The organism is Methylobacterium sp. yr668 (assembly GCF_900116245.1).
Taxonomy (GTDB): Bacteria; Pseudomonadota; Alphaproteobacteria; order Rhizobiales; family Beijerinckiaceae; genus Methylobacterium.
Window position 1 is genome coordinate 1 of sequence record NZ_FOZY01000046.1, and the last position, 15,264, is coordinate 15,264.

Annotated in this window: 15 protein-coding genes; 4 read left to right on the forward strand and 11 right to left on the reverse strand. The window is 68.7% G+C overall.

What is annotated here, in order from left to right:
• Positions 1 to 164: 164 nt before the first annotated feature.
• The 5 genes from BM419_RS28975 to BM419_RS28995 all read right to left on the reverse strand — a co-directional run bounded on the left by BM419_RS28975 (position 165) and on the right by BM419_RS28995 (position 3,496).
• On the reverse strand, positions 165 to 590 hold the full coding sequence (locus BM419_RS28975; RefSeq protein ID WP_018042910.1) for a cupin domain-containing protein: 426 nt from the start codon (positions 588 to 590) through the stop codon (positions 165 to 167).
• An 84-nt stretch (positions 591 to 674) separates the two neighbouring features.
• Positions 675 to 1,799: an L-dopachrome tautomerase-related protein gene (locus BM419_RS28980; RefSeq protein ID WP_056145477.1), complete on the reverse strand. Its 1,125-nt coding sequence runs from the start codon at positions 1,797 to 1,799 to the stop codon at positions 675 to 677.
• 47 nt (positions 1,800 to 1,846) lie between these two features.
• On the reverse strand, positions 1,847 to 2,377 hold the full coding sequence (locus BM419_RS28985; protein ID WP_018042912.1) for an ester cyclase: 531 nt from the start codon (positions 2,375 to 2,377) through the stop codon (positions 1,847 to 1,849).
• On the reverse strand, positions 2,374 to 2,775 hold the full coding sequence (locus BM419_RS28990) for a VOC family protein (protein WP_018042913.1): 402 nt from the start codon (positions 2,773 to 2,775) through the stop codon (positions 2,374 to 2,376). Before BM419_RS28990 ends, BM419_RS28985 begins: the two co-directional genes overlap by 4 nt.
• A gap of 10 nt (positions 2,776 to 2,785) precedes the next feature.
• Positions 2,786 to 3,496 (reverse strand): SDR family oxidoreductase, encoded by a 711-nt coding sequence (locus BM419_RS28995; RefSeq protein ID WP_018042914.1) that lies wholly within the window; start codon positions 3,494 to 3,496, stop codon positions 2,786 to 2,788.
• Between the two features lie 124 nt (positions 3,497 to 3,620).
• Here BM419_RS28995 and BM419_RS29000 point away from each other — a divergent pair, with 124 nt between their 5' ends.
• Together BM419_RS29000 and BM419_RS29005 are read left to right on the forward strand one after the other, a co-directional pair.
• A complete protein-coding gene (locus BM419_RS29000) occupies positions 3,621 to 4,535 on the forward strand; it encodes a LysR family transcriptional regulator (protein WP_018042915.1) in 915 nt (304 codons plus the stop codon).
• Between the two features lie 139 nt (positions 4,536 to 4,674).
• Complete coding sequence (locus BM419_RS29005) at positions 4,675 to 5,583, forward strand: CsbD family protein (protein ID WP_243910422.1); 909 nt, start codon at positions 4,675 to 4,677, stop codon at positions 5,581 to 5,583.
• Here the strand turns inward: BM419_RS29005 and BM419_RS29010 are convergent.
• Entirely contained in the window at positions 5,493 to 6,419 is a 927-nt protein-coding gene (locus BM419_RS29010; RefSeq protein ID WP_056145478.1) for a LysR family transcriptional regulator, read from the reverse strand. The genes BM419_RS29005 and BM419_RS29010 overlap by 91 nt on opposite strands.
• A gap of 101 nt (positions 6,420 to 6,520) precedes the next feature.
• Between BM419_RS29010 and BM419_RS29015 the strand changes: the two genes are divergently transcribed.
• Together BM419_RS29015 and BM419_RS29020 are read left to right on the forward strand one after the other, a co-directional pair.
• Positions 6,521 to 6,961, forward strand: a complete 441-nt coding sequence (locus tag BM419_RS29015; RefSeq protein WP_018042919.1) for a DoxX family protein — start codon at positions 6,521 to 6,523, stop codon at positions 6,959 to 6,961.
• Positions 6,962 to 7,003: 42 nt separating this feature from the next.
• Positions 7,004 to 7,912, forward strand: a complete 909-nt coding sequence (locus BM419_RS29020) for a VOC family protein (RefSeq protein ID WP_018042920.1) — start codon at positions 7,004 to 7,006, stop codon at positions 7,910 to 7,912.
• 51 nt (positions 7,913 to 7,963) lie between these two features.
• Here the strand turns inward: BM419_RS29020 and BM419_RS29025 are convergent, their stop codons facing one another.
• The 5 genes from BM419_RS29025 to BM419_RS29045 form a co-directional block, all read right to left on the reverse strand.
• Positions 7,964 to 9,172: a patatin-like phospholipase family protein gene (locus BM419_RS29025; RefSeq protein WP_051074374.1), complete on the reverse strand. Its 1,209-nt coding sequence runs from the start codon at positions 9,170 to 9,172 to the stop codon at positions 7,964 to 7,966.
• A 65-nt stretch (positions 9,173 to 9,237) separates the two neighbouring features.
• Positions 9,238 to 9,804, reverse strand: a complete 567-nt coding sequence (locus tag BM419_RS29030) for a TetR/AcrR family transcriptional regulator (protein WP_279578176.1) — start codon at positions 9,802 to 9,804, stop codon at positions 9,238 to 9,240.
• Positions 9,805 to 9,824: 20 nt separating this feature from the next.
• Positions 9,825 to 12,920: an efflux RND transporter permease subunit gene (locus BM419_RS29035; RefSeq protein ID WP_091928482.1), complete on the reverse strand. Its 3,096-nt coding sequence runs from the start codon at positions 12,918 to 12,920 to the stop codon at positions 9,825 to 9,827.
• A gap of 87 nt (positions 12,921 to 13,007) precedes the next feature.
• Positions 13,008 to 14,081 (reverse strand): efflux RND transporter periplasmic adaptor subunit, encoded by a 1,074-nt coding sequence (locus BM419_RS29040; protein ID WP_018042924.1) that lies wholly within the window; start codon positions 14,079 to 14,081, stop codon positions 13,008 to 13,010.
• A complete protein-coding gene (locus BM419_RS29045) occupies positions 14,078 to 15,154 on the reverse strand; it encodes an efflux RND transporter periplasmic adaptor subunit (RefSeq protein ID WP_043764499.1) in 1,077 nt (358 codons plus the stop codon). The genes BM419_RS29040 and BM419_RS29045 overlap by 4 nt, the downstream gene beginning before the upstream one ends.
• Positions 15,155 to 15,264: the final 110 nt, after the last annotated feature.

Consider the following 15,264-nt stretch of genomic DNA (forward strand, 5'->3'; position numbering starts at 1 on the left):
CTCTTCAGCCGTATGCTTCTTCCGTCCCATGATGACATCCTCCACATGGCTCAAAGCCATACCTTAGGGAGGACCACTTTTCAGGGGGCAGGCCATTCGATCAAGACTACATAGTGTTTATCAGATTGCGCGCCTGAAGCCGCTCGCCGGGTAACAGATTACGCTCATCGCGTTGGAGCATTGCGGGCCATGAAAGTCTCGGGCGAACCGTCGGCGGGATCGACGAAGACGATATCGGAAGGTGCGCGACGCGGCGTATCGACCGAGAGGAAAACCACAGGTTCCTCCAAAAGTGTCGGCAGGGCGTGAACGGTACCACGTTCGAAGAACAGGAGTTCTCCCGGCCCGAACTCTGCCTCCTTTCCGGCATCACCCATCCAGAATGTGCCGCGCCCCGACAGCACGTAGAGGTACTCGTCGCAGGTAGCGTGGTAATGCGGCGGCGTGGGGCGATAGACGCGGAAAACCCGAGCGCTCGCCGCCTCGCGGTCGGTCAGATAAGTGTCGACGAGAAGCGTCTGCGCCGTCTCGGGGAGCGCGGCCGCGATAGCCGTGAGGTCGAAACGTCTGGTCTTTGTCGAGTCCGACATGTTCGCTCCTGAGCGATAATCGTTGGGGCGCGGTTCGTCATCCACCTCATAACAGTGCCGGCCAACTCCGGTCGCTGCCTCGGATCAGCGATGGTCGTTGGGGGCAGGCTTGGCACCGATGTCGAGGGTGAACACCCTCAGTGGCTTCGCCACCCGGTCGACGCCGCCGTTGAAGGGGGCCATTCGATTCAGTTGCGCTGCAGGCATCCACAAACGCCCGTCAGCGTCGATCCACATCGCATCGACCCAGACGAGGCGAGGGTCCCGCACCACTGTTGTGCGGGTTCCGTCGGGCGTGAGCCTCAGCACGGAGAGCTGGTCGGTGTCGCTGACGTAGATGTTGCCCTCGGCATCGATGGCGGTCCCACCGGTCGAAGGCGTATCGGCAAAGCGCTCGACATGGGTGGCGAGGCTCGCCGCATCCAAGTCCGTATCATCGAGATAGCGGGTATCGATGCGCGACATCCGGCCGGAGCTCGGCTGGTAGTAGACCCAGCGCCCGTCGGGGGAGACCTCGATCTGGTCCGCATGGATGTGGAGCGGCTTGCCGTCCGGGCCGTACATCGGTCGACCTTCGGCCGAGACCGCCCGGTCGCTTACGGTCGAGGGGTGACCGTCAAGGACGCGTCGTCCCTGGCCCGAGCCGAGATCCAGTACGATTAGACCAGGCGCGCCGGCATCGGTGAGATAGGCGTGGCCGCCGTTGAAGCGGACATCGTCGACGAAGCTGTCCGCCTTCGTCACCGAGCCCAACGGGTAGACGCGGGCGACCCGGTTCGTCGCGAGGTCGATGCGGATGAGCTTCGGGCCGCCGGGTAGGACGGGGTTTCCGATGCCGGGGGCGCCGGTATCGACCAGCCACAGGGCCCCGTCGGGCCCGATACGCTGGGCGTTGACGCGCACGAAGGCCTTGGACGGGTCCTGGCCCTTCGCCCAGCCGTTCCACGTCACGTCCGGATATGGGACGAGGATGCCGTCCTTCCACTCCACGATCTGCGGACCGGCCGAGCCGTCGAGCCGCGCGAGCACGAGGAAACGGCGCCCATCGGGGGCGATGCTAACCCCGGTCGATGGTGTGTCGAGGGTCATCGCCGTCACGAGGCGGGGATCCTCTTCCGCAAACGCACGAGTGGAGCCGGGCAGTGAGAATGCTCCCGCCAGGAAACACAGGGTAAGGCTCGCGACGATGTTACGACGAGGGACGGTCATGATGCGTTTCCCGATGGTCTGCAGTCCTGGCGAGGTGGCGCTTGGGCTTATGGAGATGGAACGGTGCCAAGCTGCCGAAGCAGGGTAAGGTTGTCCTCGATGTGCCAGTTGGCTGCGATGCGTCCGTCGACGACGCGGTAGATATCGGTGGCGATGAACGCCACCGGCTCGCCCCGGCCCTGGCGACCCTCGAATGTGCCGGTGAAATGACCGCGCAAACGCAGGTGCAGCACGGCCCGGTCGCCCGCCACGATCATCTGTTCGACCTCGCAGGTGAGGTCCGGAACAGCCTTTCGAAAACCTTCCGAGGCCAGGAGCGGTCCGGTCGGACCTTGCACCCGCCCGGGCGGCGGCGTCTCGTCCACAAAGTCCTCGGACAGCGCCGCCCGGGCGTAGGCCGGGTCGCCGGTGTTCCAGAAAGTGGCGTATCGCCGGGCTGCCAGCACCACGGCCTCGCGCTGTTGCGACGCTTGGCCGGGATCGACGACAAGCACGCCTGGCGAGACGAGCGTCTCTGCGGCGGCGGGGGTGGTCGCCAGCACGACGGCCATGGTGGCGAAACGAAGCGACGGGATCATCGGTTGAACTCCTGGCTCATTTCTGTCGGTTCACTGTCGCGGAAGGCGACCTCGATCAGCGTGCCGCCCGGGGCGTGCAGGAAGATGCGGCGTTCGCCGATCTCGGGGAGCTCCATCCGGCTGTAGGGGATGCCATGGTCGTCGAGGCGCCGGCGGAAGGCGTCATGGTCGTCGCGGAGGAAGGCGACGTGGTCGATGCACTCGGCCGACCCGTCCGGAACTGGCACGCCGGCTCGCGCTGGAATGAGGTGCACGATGGGTTCCCCGTCCGCGTAGAGCCAGTGCCCGGGAAAGCCGAAGGCCGGGCGGAAGCCCTCGCTCAGGTCGAAGACATCCGTGAAGAAGCGACGGTGGCCATCCAGGTCGCGGGTGCGGAGCGTGGCGTGGTCGAGGCGCATCGGCGGCCCTTCACGCGATGGTGCCGCCGCCGTCGACGGTGACGGTCGAGCCGGTGGCATAGGGGTTCGTGGCCACGAACAGGATGGCCTGGGCGATGTCGTCGGGATGCCCGATCCGGCGTGCAGGCAGCTGCGCAGCGCGGCGCTCGAACATCGCCTGCCGGTCGGCCGTATCCATCCGCGCATAGAGCGGCGTATCCACGAGCCCCGGCGACACCGTGTTGAACCGGACCGGCGCCCGCTCCAAGGCCAGGCCGCGCGAAAGGGCATCAAGCGCGGCGTTGATCGCCCCCTGCAGGACGGCGGTGGGACTAGGACGGTGACTCAGGTAGCCCGAGACGAAGGTCAGGGATCCGCCGTCGACGATCCGCGCCGACCGGGCGACACGGTAGGCACCCCAGAACTTCGAATCCATCGCCGACCTGGCGTCCTCGAAAGGAAGCTCGGCCACCGAGCCGGCTTTCGTGGAAGCTGCGGCGACGACGATGTGGTCGAAAGGCTTCCTGCCGCCGAAGAAGGCTTCGACTTCGGCTTGCCTGGTGAAATCGAGCGCGGTCGCCTCCGCATCTGCGGCTCGCGCGGCGTCGTCGAGCTTCGCGCCCGGAAGGCCCGCCGCGACGACCCGGGCACCGCTCCGCGCGAAAAGCTGCGTTGTCGCCGAACCAATTCCGCCGGCAGCGCCGACGACGAGGACCGTCCGTCCGTTCAGGTCCAGAGGCATGGCATCAGTCTCCTCTAAGTTGCGCCGGGGAAGCGACCCCGTTCGTCACCACAACCTACCTCTTGCTTTTCGGCTCATAAGCCAGGTTACAGTTGAGTCATTCTTGAAAGAGGGTTGAGGATCGATGCTCGACGATCTGAACGAGTTACGCACCTTCCGTCGCATCGCAGCGCTTGGCAGCCTGACGGCGGCGGCGCGCGATCTCGGGGTCGGGCTGGCTGTTGTGAGCAAGCGCTTGACGACGCTCGAACGCAGGGCCGGTGTGAGATTGATCCAACGCTCCACGCGGAGCCTGTCGATAACGGACGAGGGCCAGACCCTGCTCGTTCAGGTGGAACGGGCGCTGGACGCCATCGAATCCGCCGAGGAGCGCCTCGCGACCGGGCGTGACGAGCCGATGGGATTGCTGCGGGTCGGCGCGCCGGTCTCGTTCGGGCGGCAGCACGTCGCACCGGTCCTGTGCCGCCTCGCGGCACGGCATCCCCGGCTCGAAGTCGACCTCAGGCTCGACGACCGCGTTACCGACCTCATCGGCGAGCGCATCGAGGTGGCAATCCGCATCGGGCCCCCACGCGACAGCACGATGATCATGCGTCGGCTAGCCGACAACCGGCGTATCCTGGTCGCGGCGCCCGACTACCTCGACCGGCATGGACGCCCATCGAAGCCTGAAGACGTCGTCGGCCTGGAAGGCTTGAGCTACGGGGATGCGACGATGCCGTGGCGCTTGCTTGGTCCGGGAGGCGTCGAGACGGAGTTCCGTCTCAGGATGCGCCTTCGCTCGGACAGCGGCGACGCGGTGCACGATTGGGCTCTTGCGGGGGCAGGCATCATGCTGAAGTCCGCCCTGGACCTCTCAACCGACCTCGCCGCGAATCGGCTGGAAAGGGTGCTCCCGGACTATGCGAGCGCGCCGTCGCCGGTCTACGCCCTGTTCGCGTCCGCCCAAACGATGTCGACCAGGGCGAGGGTGTTCATCGATGCGATGGTCGTCGAACTGGCGGATCCCGGGAACGCATCGGCCGTCATGCCCACCTAAGCGGCCATCCCGCCTCCGACGTCTTCAGGAAGGCAAGGCCCACGTGCTCCGCTGACGATCAGGCGGTCATTCGCGCGAGCCCGCTCTCGTCGCGGACAACGCCTAGCGTCCCGACCCTGCGGCCTCCCTATTCCTCACGGTGCACCTCGCGGCTCGGGACGCACGCCCGCCAAGCCGTCCGCGAGGCGCTCGGCTTCGGCCTCACGGTCGGCGAACTCGGTCAAGTCCTCGAAGGCCTCGACCCCACGGACCTGGTCCCGCCGCATCCCGACGAGGACCCGGTGGACTACGGCCCGCGGGCGGCGAGCGAGATCATGGTCCGGTACCTCGTCACCTGAGGAGCGCCGGGCCAAGAACACCACCCCTCTCCAACCCAAGAAGGAACGACAACATAGTCGATACGCATCGCATCACGGGCGCCGCCAAGGAACTCGGCGGCAAGGTACAGGGCGCCGTCGGCGACCTCACAGGTTCGCACCGCCATTCGGCGGAGGGACGTCTTCACGAGGCCGAGGGAGCCGCCGAGAACCTCTACGGCCGGGCACGGGATGCCGTGCGCGACGTCGCGGACCAGGTCGAGGATGCCGCTCGCCACGCCGGCGCCCGAGTCCGGGACGCCGTCGGACATCTCGCCGACCGGGACGAGGTCGAGCATCGCTTGCACCTGGCTAGGGATGCAGCCGAAGCGCATTTCCATGATGCGGAACGAACGGCACGCCACGTCGCCCGGGAGGCCCGCGCCCATGCCGAGGACGCCTATCGCACCGGCGGCCGCCACCTGCACGACGCGAGGCGGCGCATCGAAACTCCGAGCACCCGGTCAACGGGCTGCTCGTCGCCGGTCTTCTCGGCGACGGCCTCTCGCTGCTCGTCCACCGGCGTCACTGACGCCCACGCTGGGTCCCCGAACTCCGGGACGAACGGTCGCCCTGGTCATACGCGCAGCCGCCCCGGCCTTCAGGACACGGGCGGCTGCGCGTCCTCGCCGCCGCCCAGCCTCGCAAGAAGCCAGCGGCCCGCCGGGCCGAGGGGCTCGTCCCGCCGATAGGCCGCGACCAGCGTGATGCGGCGGAGCGCCCCGTTGTCGTTCCAGTCCTCCGTGGGGAGGTGCACGAGGCGGCCCGCGGCAAGGTCATCCGCCACGAGCGCATCGGGGAGCCTGCCCCACCCGATGCCGGCCAGCAGCAGGGCGTGCTTGGCCGCCAAATCCGTCACCCGCCAGGTGTTGGCCGCCGCGACGCCGATCTCCTGGTCGGCGGGCGCTTTCGTGCCTTCCGTCAGCACGATCTGGAGGTGGTCGCGCAACGTCTCGGCACCCAGCGGGCCGGCCAGGGCCGCCAACGGGTGGGACGGCGCGGCCACGTCGATGAGCGTGATCGCCCCGATTACCCGCTTCACCATCGTGTCCGGAAGCAGCATGCCGAACACGACGTGGATGTCCGCGGGCTCCCTCGATCCCGCGCCGTCCCGCACGTCCAACGAGAACGGCTGGATGCCGATGCGGAGCCGGACGCTCGGATAGGCGTCGGCGAAGGCGGCGAAGGCCGGCGCGAGTAGCCCCACCGGCACGAGGGCGCCGAGGCTGAGGTGCAGGCCCGTCTCCAACCCCCGCTTGATCTCCCGGGCCTGGATACGGAACCGGCCGACATCGTCGAGGATGCGGCGCGCCTGGGGCAGCAGCGCCAGACCCGAGGGGCTCAAGGTGGGCCTGTAGACGGTCCGGTCGAAGAGCTCGGTCTCGACCTGCTCCTCAAGCTTCTGGATCGCGTAGGTGATGGCGGATTGGGCCCGGTTGAGCCTGCGCCCAGCCTCCGAGAAGCTGCCGGCCTCCACCACCGCCACGAACACATGGAACTGGTCGAGCGTGAGGGCATCCATCATCATCGTCAGATCCGATGGGGATCATCGAGACAATCCCGGTTTCATCGATGTTCGAGACCTAGCACGTTGTGGGTCGCTCAACACCCAAACCGGAGCCCTCGACGATGTCCCAGACCCTTTCTCCCGCCCTGCGGCCCTCGGACCGGTCTTCCGGCAAGGCCCTCCGCATCGGTCTCTGGATCGCCCAGGGCTTGGTGGCGCTCGTGTTTGTCCTCGCGGGCTTCACCAAGCTGACGACGCCGATCCCCGACCTGTCCACGATGATGCCCTGGACCGGGCAGTTCCCCGAGGCGTTCGTCCGCCTGATCGGCATAGTCGACATCGCGGGCGGGCTCGGGATCATCCTTCCGGCCGCGACCCGCATCCTGCCTCGCCTGACGGTCGTCACCGCGCTCTGCTGCGTGGTGCTGCAACTCCTGGCGATGGCCTTCCACGTCTCGCGTGGCGAGATCCCGGTGCTGCCGCTCAACCTCGTGCTGCTGACCCTCTCGGCCTTCGTCCTGTGGGGCCGCGCCACCAGGGCGCCCATCGCACCGCGCTCGTGATCCTCGAAAGACCCCTCCGACATCCAACCCGGGCCGTTTGCCATGTCCCTGACCGACCAGACCGTCGACCACGACCAAGGATCACCCAGTCTCCTCGACAAGGCACCCGGTCGGATCGGGCGCGTCGACCTCGTCGTCCGCGACCTCGACCGAACCCGTCGCTTCTACGAGGAGACCATCGGCCTCGCCCCGATGGGCCGCGAGGGGCCGACGCTCCACCTCGGCGCCGGTGGCCCGGCCCTTCTGTCCCTGACGCACGAGCCGGACGCCAATGCGCCGGCACCGGGTTCGGCCGGCCTTTTCCATACCGCCTTCCTGCTGCCGTCGCGGAGGCAGCTCGGGGGATGGTTGGATCACGCGATGCGGCGCGGGGTCGTCCTCGAAGGCGCATCGGACCATCGCGTGAGCGAGGCCTTGTACCTCCGCGATCCGGAGGGGAACGGCGTCGAGGTCTATGCGGACCGGCCGAGCGAAACCTGGACGGTCATCGACGACCTCGTCCGGATGAGCAGCGAGCGGCTCGACCTTCGAGAGCTGATGCGGGCCAAGGACCGTCCATGGTCCGGGATGCCGTCAGACGGCTGCATCGGGCATGTCCACCTCCAGGTCGGCGACCTCGCCCTGGCGGATCGGTTCTACGCGACGCTCCTCGGTTTCCAGGCCAACGAACTGGTGCCGAGCGCACGCTTCTACGGCATGGGCGGGTACCATCATCAGCTCGCGGCCAACATCTGGAGAAGCGCCGGGGCCGGACCGCGCAAGCCAGGCAGTGCAGGTCTCGCGGGCTTCGAGATCCTCATGCGCGACGCGGCCTGCCTCACGGCGCTTCGAGCGACCGTGCGGTCCATCCGAGAGGACACCCGAGAGGACGGCGGCGACCTCATCCTCCGTGATCCCTGGAACACATCGGTTCGCGTGAGGAGCGCGTTGGGTCAGGCGAACCCTTTGTGAGGCATCGACCGCGAATCATCGCGGAACGATGCAATCCGAACATCGGCCCCTTCAGAACTCGGATCCCGGGCCTCGCCGAGGCGCTCCGACCGAGCTTGCAACGTCGCCGGGCGCGGTCAGCGGAACCGTGCTGCGCCAGGCGGTCCCGGATCGCGCCTTCCCGAAGCCGGCCAAGTAGAGGCTTCGCATGTACGAGACCTCGAAGCCGTTCACCGTCGTCGGCCTGGGAGCGGCCCCGTCGATGTAGGCGAGGTGGAACCCTGCCCGGTGGCTCGCAGCAAAGGCGTAGGCCGCCGCCAGGCTCGCCGAGCTACGTGCCTGCGCCCCGGTGGCGAGGGTCTGCTGGACGATGGGAAGGGTCTCGGCCCGCACGATCTCGAACTCGGGATCGATCCGCCCGTTCATGAGCACGTAGAAGTCGGCCTTCCCCGGGGCGCCACGGATCCTGTCACCGACGAGCGCCGCCTGGGGCAGGATGAAGACCGGCGCGACCACGGCGCCGTCGACGTGGAGTTCCTGGTGGACGCGTCCCTCGGCCTGCACGTCGAGAAGCTGCGGCCGGAACACCGCCGGCACGCTGGCCGACGCCGTGAGCACGTCACGGAACAGGGCGGCGGCGTTCGGGGCGCCGCTCGCGGCGATGGTGCCCATGTTCCAGACCATGGCCCGCTTGGCGTCGAGGTTCGTGGTCATGACCAGGAGCCGTCGACCCTTCGCGTGCTCGCTTGCCACCGCCGCCAGCAGGTCGGTGGTGACGTATCGCCCGACGAGGTCGCGAAGGCGCTGGTCCCCGAACAACCCCGATCCGAAGACCACGTTGGCGAGGCTGGGATTGGCGACGAGCGAGGACGCGACGCCGCTCGTATAGATCTCGGTGAGGACCGGGTCGTAGGCCGCGCCCAGGAAGGCGAACGGCGCGATCAGCGCCCCGGTGCTGACGCCCGAGACGAGGGAGAACTCAGGCCGCGTTCCCGCCGCCGACCAGCCGTTGAGAACCCCGGCCCCGTAAGCGCCGTCGCCGCCGCCGCCCGACAGCGCCAGGTATGTGAACAGCCTCGAACGCGGCGGCCGGGTCCCCATGAAGGTGGCGTACCGATCCAGGGGGACGTCGGCGAAGATCCGGGCGCCGGGAATCCCCGCCACTTCGGCCGCAGCGGATTCGCTCGCGGTGTAGGGCGTCCGCGGAAGCGAGGCGCAGGCCCCGAGGCTCGACAGGGCGGACGCCGCGAGGACGGCCCGTATCCGGCCTGCGAATGGCATGGTCTTCATCGTAAGCCTCTCGCTTGCCCTCGACCGAGGGTCGGTCACGCGCGCGCTCGGCCGGCTCAGGCTTGGGCGAGGCGCAGAAGGTCCTTCAGGGCCGCGGCCCGCCTGGCCGGGTCGGCCGGTCCCAGCCCGAGGGCGAGGGCGAGCCAGGAGCCCTCGACGAGAGCCCGCACGGCGTCGGCACGGCCCGGGTCGATGCCGTTCAGGTCCGGGCCCAGCCATGCGTCGGAGAAGCCCTGCCACTTGTGGAGCGCCTCCGGGTCGGACAGCAGCGCCGCCAGGATGAGGGACCGGTCGCAGGCAGGGTCCGGCGCGACGAGGGCCTGGACGTAGGCCCTCAGACGACGCCCGCGCGGGTCGGGATCGGCCGCCACGAGACGGAGCAGGTCCCGCTGGAGCCGGTCGATCTGGTCGTCGAGCAACGAGGCCCGCAGCCTCGCCTTGCTGGGGAAGTGATGGAGGAGCCCGCCCTTGCTGGTGCGCGCCTCCCGCGCGACGGCCTCCAACGTCAGCGCCTGGACGCCATGGCGCAGGAGCACGCGGCAAGCGGCCCGGAGGAGCCGCTCCTTGCGGTCAGAGCCCCTCCGGCCGCGGATCGGCGATGCCGGCGGCGTGGCCGATCCCATCGGATCGTGGGCCGCGAGGATCACGCCGGCACCTGACTGTGGCCATGCGGGTCCGCGGCGGTCGCCGCCTTTCCTTCGCCCCGACCGGGCTTGATCCGGTACCAGCCGACATACAGGGCGGGCAGGAAGAACAGGGTCAGGAAGGTGCCGGCGATGATGCCGCCGATCATGGCATAGGCCATCGGCCCCCAGAAGATCTCGCGGGCGATGGGGATCATCGCGAGGCTGGCGGCGGCGGCTGTGAGGAGGATGGGCCGCATGCGATGGCAGGTCGCCTCGACCACCGCGTCCCACCTCGGCATGCCCGTGGCCTCGTAATCCTCGATCTGGGCGACCATGATCACCGAGTTGCGGATGATGATGCCGATGAGGGCCAGCACGCCGAGGATCGCGACGAAGCCGAGCGGCGCCCCCGAGGGCAGGAGGGCCGCCACGACGCCGATGAGGCCGAGGGGCGCGACGCTGACCACCAGGAAGAGCTTCTGGATGCTCTGCAGCTGCACCATGAGGAAGAAGGCCATGGCGAGGAGCATCACGGGCGCCACGGCCGCGATGGGACCGGCACCCTTCCCGCTCTCCTCGACCTCGCCACCCGTCGCGAGGACGTAGCCCGCGGGAAGCGTCTTCCGGAACGCCTCGATCTCGGGCTTCAGGGCGGCCACGACCGTGGCCGCCTGCGTGGCGTCCTTGATGGTGGCCTTGACGGTGATGGTGGGGAGCCGGTCGCGCCGCCAGACGATGGGTTGCTCCAGGTCGTAGCGGATCTTGGCGAAGGCCAGCAGGGAGACGGTGCTGCCGTTGGGGAGCGGGACCTGGAGGCTCTTCAGGGTGTCGATGGAGTGCCGCTCGGCGGCCTGGGCGCGGCTGACCACGTTCACGAGATAGATCGAGTCCCGGACCTGGGTGATGCTGCCGCCGCCCACGACCCCGTTGAGGATGGTGGCGATGTCCTTCGAGGTGATGCCGAGCTGGCGCGCCTTGTCCTGCAGGATCTCGACCTTGAGCACCTTGCCGGGCTCGTTCCAGTCGAGGGTCGGGACGGACAGGCTGGCATTCGCGGCGATGATGTTCGACAGCGTCATCGCCGACTGGCGCACCACCTGCAGGTCGGGGCCGCCGATCCGGTACTGGATCGGGCGTCCGACCGGCGGCCCGATGTCCAGCGGATGCACGAAGACGTCGGTGCCGACGAAGTCCCGCTTCGCGACCTCGCTCAGGCGCGCGATGGTGCGGCCGCGCGCTTCCAGGGAGGCCGTCTCGATGACGATCTGGCCGAAGAAGGCGTTGGCGAGTTGCTGGTCCAGCGGAAGGTAGAAGCGGACGGCGCCCTGTCCGACGTAGGAGGTCCAGTGCCGGATCTCGGGATCGCCCTTCAGCACGCTCTCGAAGCGGTCCATCTGGGCCTGCGTCTCGCCGATGCTGGCACTCTGCGGCAACGTCATGTCGACGAGGACCTCGGGCCGATCCGAGGACGGGAAGAACTGCTGCTGCACGAAGCCGAGGCCGTAGACGGAGGCCCCGAGCAGCGCGACGCAGACCGTCACGGTCAGCCAGCGATGGCGCATGGCGGGCAGGAGCAGGGCGCGGAAGGCAGAGAGCGTACGGCTCGGCTTGTCGTGGTGGCCCTTGATCGTCTTCGGCAGGATCTTGACCCCGATCAGGGGGGTGAACGCCACGGCCACCACCCATGAGACGAGGAGCGAGACCGCGATGACGACGAAGAGCGAGTAGGTGTACTCGCCCGCCGACGAGCCGTTGAAGCCGATGGGGATGAAGCCGGCTACGGTCACGAGCGTGCCCGTCAGCATCGGGAAGGCGGTGGAGGTGTAGGCGAAGACGGCGGCCTTCTGCAGGCTGTCGCCGACCTCCAGGCGCGCGACCATCATCTCGACGGAGATCATGGCGTCGTCGACGAGGAGGCCGAGCGCGATGATGAGGGCGCCGAGCGAGATGCGCTGGAGCGTCACCCCCATGGCGTCCATGATCACGAAGGTGATGGCCAGGACCAGCGGGATGGAGAGCGAGACGACGAGGCCGGCGCGCCATCCCAGGCTGATGAAGCTCACCGCCAGCACGATCACCACCGCCTCGATCAGGGCCTGGACGAAGCCGCCCACGGCCTCCTCCACGATCTTGGGCTGGTCGGAGACGAGATGGATGCCGACCCCGGCGGGCAGGTCGGCTTCGAGCTCCCGCATCTTCTCCTTCAACGCCTCGCCGAAATGCAGGAGGTTGGCGCTGGCCTGCATGGCGACGGCGAGCCCGATGGCAGGCTGTCCGTCGTAGCGGAACAGCGCCTCGGGCGGATCGGTGAAGCCGCGGGAGATCTCGGCCACGTCCGAAAGCCGGAAGAAGCGGTCGTTGATCCGAAGGTTGATGGCCCTCAGGCTGTTCTCGTCCGTGAACTGCCCGCCGACGCGTACGCTGATCTGCTCGGGACCGGCCTGGATCACGCCCGAGGGCTGGACGGCGTTCTGGGCCTGGAGGGTGTTGATGACGCTCTGCATGTCGATGCCGAGCGCGGCGAGCTTGCGCACCGAGAAGTCGAGGTAGATCACCTCGTCGCGCGCGCCCAGGACCTGGGTCTTGCCGACGTTCTCCACGGCCAGGACGCCGGTGCGCACCTGCTCGACGTAGTCGCGGAGCTGACGCATCGAGAGGCCGTCCGACGTGAAGGCGTAGATGTTGCCGAACACGTCGCCGAACTCGTCGTTGTAGCCCAGCGGCTGGACGCCCTGCGGGAACGTGCCCTGGATGTCGCCGAGGCGCTTGCGCACCTGGTAGAACAGCCACGGGATGGTCTTGGGGGGCGTGGTCTCGCGAAGGTTCACGAACACCGTGGTCTGGCCCGGGGTCGTGTAGCTCTTCGTGTAATCGACCGCGTTGATCTGCTTGACCTCCTTCTCGATGCGCTCGGTGACCTGTTGGAGCGTCTCGTCGATGGTGGCGCCCGGCCAGCGGGCCTGGACGACCATGGTCTTGATCGCGAAGGCCGGGTCCTCCTCGCGCCCGAGCTTGGTGTAGGCCATGGCCCCGGCCAACAGGGCGATGGCCATGAGGAACCAGATGAAGGACCGGTGGGACAGCGCCCATTCCGAGATGTTGAAGGATTTCATCGGCGCATCCTCGCGAGGCGCGACAGGTCCGGGACCCGCGGGTGAACGGAAAGGGCGATTGAAGGGGAAGGGCGAGGCGGATCGGGCCTAGAGGCCGGTCTCGGGAAGCCGGACCGCCTGGCCCTCGGCGAAGCCGTGGACGCCGGCGACGGCGACCTTCTCGCCGGCCTTGAGACCGGTGCCGACGAAGGCGCGACCCTCCTCGCGTTCCAGGATCGTGACCTCGCGGCGGTTGATGGTCCTGCCATCCGGGGCGACGACCCAGACCGCGGCATGGCCGTCGTCCTCGACGAGGGCCGTCGACGGCACGGGGAAGCGCGGGGAGACCGGGCGCTCGAACGCGACCGTGACGGTATTGCCGAGGCGGAAACCGTCGGGCGGATCGATCAGGGACATGCGCACGCGTCGCGTCCGGGTCGAGGCTTCGGCCAGGGGACCGATCTCGCGCACGCGGGCCCAGGCGGTGACCTCGGGCACCTCCTGAAGCCGGACGGTGAACTCGATGTCCTTCGGCAATTCGTCGATCAGATCGTCCGGGATGTCGACCACGGCCTCACGCACGTCGGGACGCGCCATCGTGACCACCACCTGCCCCGGCGGGACCACCTGCCCGACCTCGGCGCTCCACGCCGTGACGACGCCGTCGAAGCCCGCGGTGAGCGTGGCGTAGCCGAGCTCGTCCGTGGCCTTCTGCAGGGCGGCCTTGGCCTGGGCCAGCCGGGCGTCGGCGGTGTCGCGATTGGCCACCGCCCCGTCGAGCTGGGCCTGCGTCACGGCGCTGTTGTTCTCGAACAGGATGCGTTGCCGCCCCTCGGCGGCCGAGGCGTTCTTCACCTGCGCCTGGGCATCGGCCAAGTCGGCGCGGGCCCGCACCAGGGCGAATTGCTGCACGGTGGGATCGAGGGCGGCGAGCCGCGTGCCCTTGGCGACCTGGTCGCCGACGAAGGCGTCGCGGGCGACGATGCGACCGCCGATCCGGAAGCCGAGTTGGCTCTCGTAGCGTGGCTGGACCGTGCCCGCGAAGGGGCCGAATATCCGGGCTTCCTCCAGTGCCACGGTCGTCGTCAGGACCGGGCGGACCGGCGGCGGGGCCTCGGCCTTCTGCTCCTTGCAGCCCGAAAGGACGACGAGGACGGCGATGGGGAGGACGAGGCGGCTCACGGCGTGCCCTTTCCGGCGACGGTGACCTTTCGGCCCGGTGACAGGAACTGGATGCCGGCGGTGACGACCTCCTCGCCAGGCTCGACGCCACCGGCGAGGACGATGCCCGAGCCTTCGTAGCGGTCGATCTCGACGGGCTTGGGCGACACGCTCCCCGTTCCCGGGTCGAGGACCCAGACCGCCGACGCGTCCTTCCAACGGAAGAGCGAGCTCCACGGCAGGGTCACCGCATCCCGCGGGCGCAGGCGGGCACGTCCGAGGACCACCGCCCCCAGCGACATCCCGGCCGGCACCGTGTCGAGACCGATCTTCACACGGACGCCGCCGGAGTTCGTGTCCACGGTGGGGGAGATCTCCCGCACGGTCCCGACGGTGGTCACGCGCGGGTCGGCCTGGAGCGAGACGTCGACCTTCCGGCTCTCAGGGGGCGGCTCCAGCAGGATCGTCGGGACCGTGAAGACGGCGTCGCGACTCCCGTCCTGCGCCAGCGTGAACACGGTCTGGCCCGAGGAGACCACCTGGCCCGCCTCCGCGCTGCGGGCGGTGATGATGCCGGCCACGCCGGTTCGAAGCTCGGTGTAGGTGAACTGCTCCTTGGCCGTCCCGAGGGCCGCCCGGGCCGAATCGACCGACGCCTGCGTCGTTCGAAGCTGCTGCTCCGCCCCGTCGTAGGTGGTGCGGGTGGTGTAGCCGCTCCTCATCAGGGTCTGCTGGCGCTCGAAGTTCACCTTGGCCTGTGTGAGGAGCGCCTCGGCGGAGTTCAGCGCGGCCTGGGCGGTGTCGACGTTGACCTGTTGCTCCTGCGGCTCCAGCCTCGCGATGACCTGATTGGCCTGGACGTGGTCCCCGACCTCGGCAAGGCGCTCCGCGATCTTGCCGGTCACGCGGAAGGAGACGTTGGATAGATACTTCGCCTGGATGTCCCCGCTCAGCACCACGTCCTCCGAGACCGGGGTGCGGATCGCGGTGACCGTCTTCACGGAGACCGCCTCGGTCGTAGGCCGACCGTCGGCCGCAACCGCATCGGCGGCGGCGAGCAGCGCGACCGAAACAAGCGTCAGGCGGGTCATCATGGGATCGGGCTCCGTGTCACCCGCGTGGATGGGAGGCGAAGGAGCGGCTGCGAGGGGGCGGAGCAGCCGCTCCTTCTTGGCCGTCGAACCTGAGGAGGGGGCGACGGCCA

Coding starts and splice junctions, on each gene's coding strand:
- BM419_RS29025 (WP_051074374.1), bottom strand. CDS start 9,172: ATGCCATTCGCAGGCCGGATACGGGCCGTCCTCGCGGCGTCCGCCCTG.
- BM419_RS28990 (WP_018042913.1), bottom strand. CDS start 2,775: ATGCGCCTCGACCACGCCACGCTCCGCACCCGCGACCTGGATGGCCAC.
- BM419_RS28985 (WP_018042912.1), bottom strand. CDS start 2,377: ATGATCCCGTCGCTTCGTTTCGCCACCATGGCCGTCGTGCTGGCGACC.
- BM419_RS29045 (WP_043764499.1), bottom strand. CDS start 15,154: ATGATGACCCGCCTGACGCTTGTTTCGGTCGCGCTGCTCGCCGCCGCC.
- BM419_RS29030 (WP_279578176.1), bottom strand. CDS start 9,804: ATGGGATCGGCCACGCCGCCGGCATCGCCGATCCGCGGCCGGAGGGGC.
- BM419_RS28980 (WP_056145477.1), bottom strand. CDS start 1,799: ATGACCGTCCCTCGTCGTAACATCGTCGCGAGCCTTACCCTGTGTTTC.
- BM419_RS29010 (WP_056145478.1), bottom strand. CDS start 6,419: ATGATGATGGATGCCCTCACGCTCGACCAGTTCCATGTGTTCGTGGCG.
- BM419_RS29000 (WP_018042915.1), top strand. CDS start 3,621: ATGCTCGACGATCTGAACGAGTTACGCACCTTCCGTCGCATCGCAGCG.
- BM419_RS29020 (WP_018042920.1), top strand. CDS start 7,004: ATGTCCCTGACCGACCAGACCGTCGACCACGACCAAGGATCACCCAGT.
- BM419_RS28995 (WP_018042914.1), bottom strand. CDS start 3,496: ATGCCTCTGGACCTGAACGGACGGACGGTCCTCGTCGTCGGCGCTGCC.
- BM419_RS29015 (WP_018042919.1), top strand. CDS start 6,521: ATGTCCCAGACCCTTTCTCCCGCCCTGCGGCCCTCGGACCGGTCTTCC.
- BM419_RS29035 (WP_091928482.1), bottom strand. CDS start 12,920: ATGAAATCCTTCAACATCTCGGAATGGGCGCTGTCCCACCGGTCCTTC.
- BM419_RS28975 (WP_018042910.1), bottom strand. CDS start 590: ATGTCGGACTCGACAAAGACCAGACGTTTCGACCTCACGGCTATCGCG.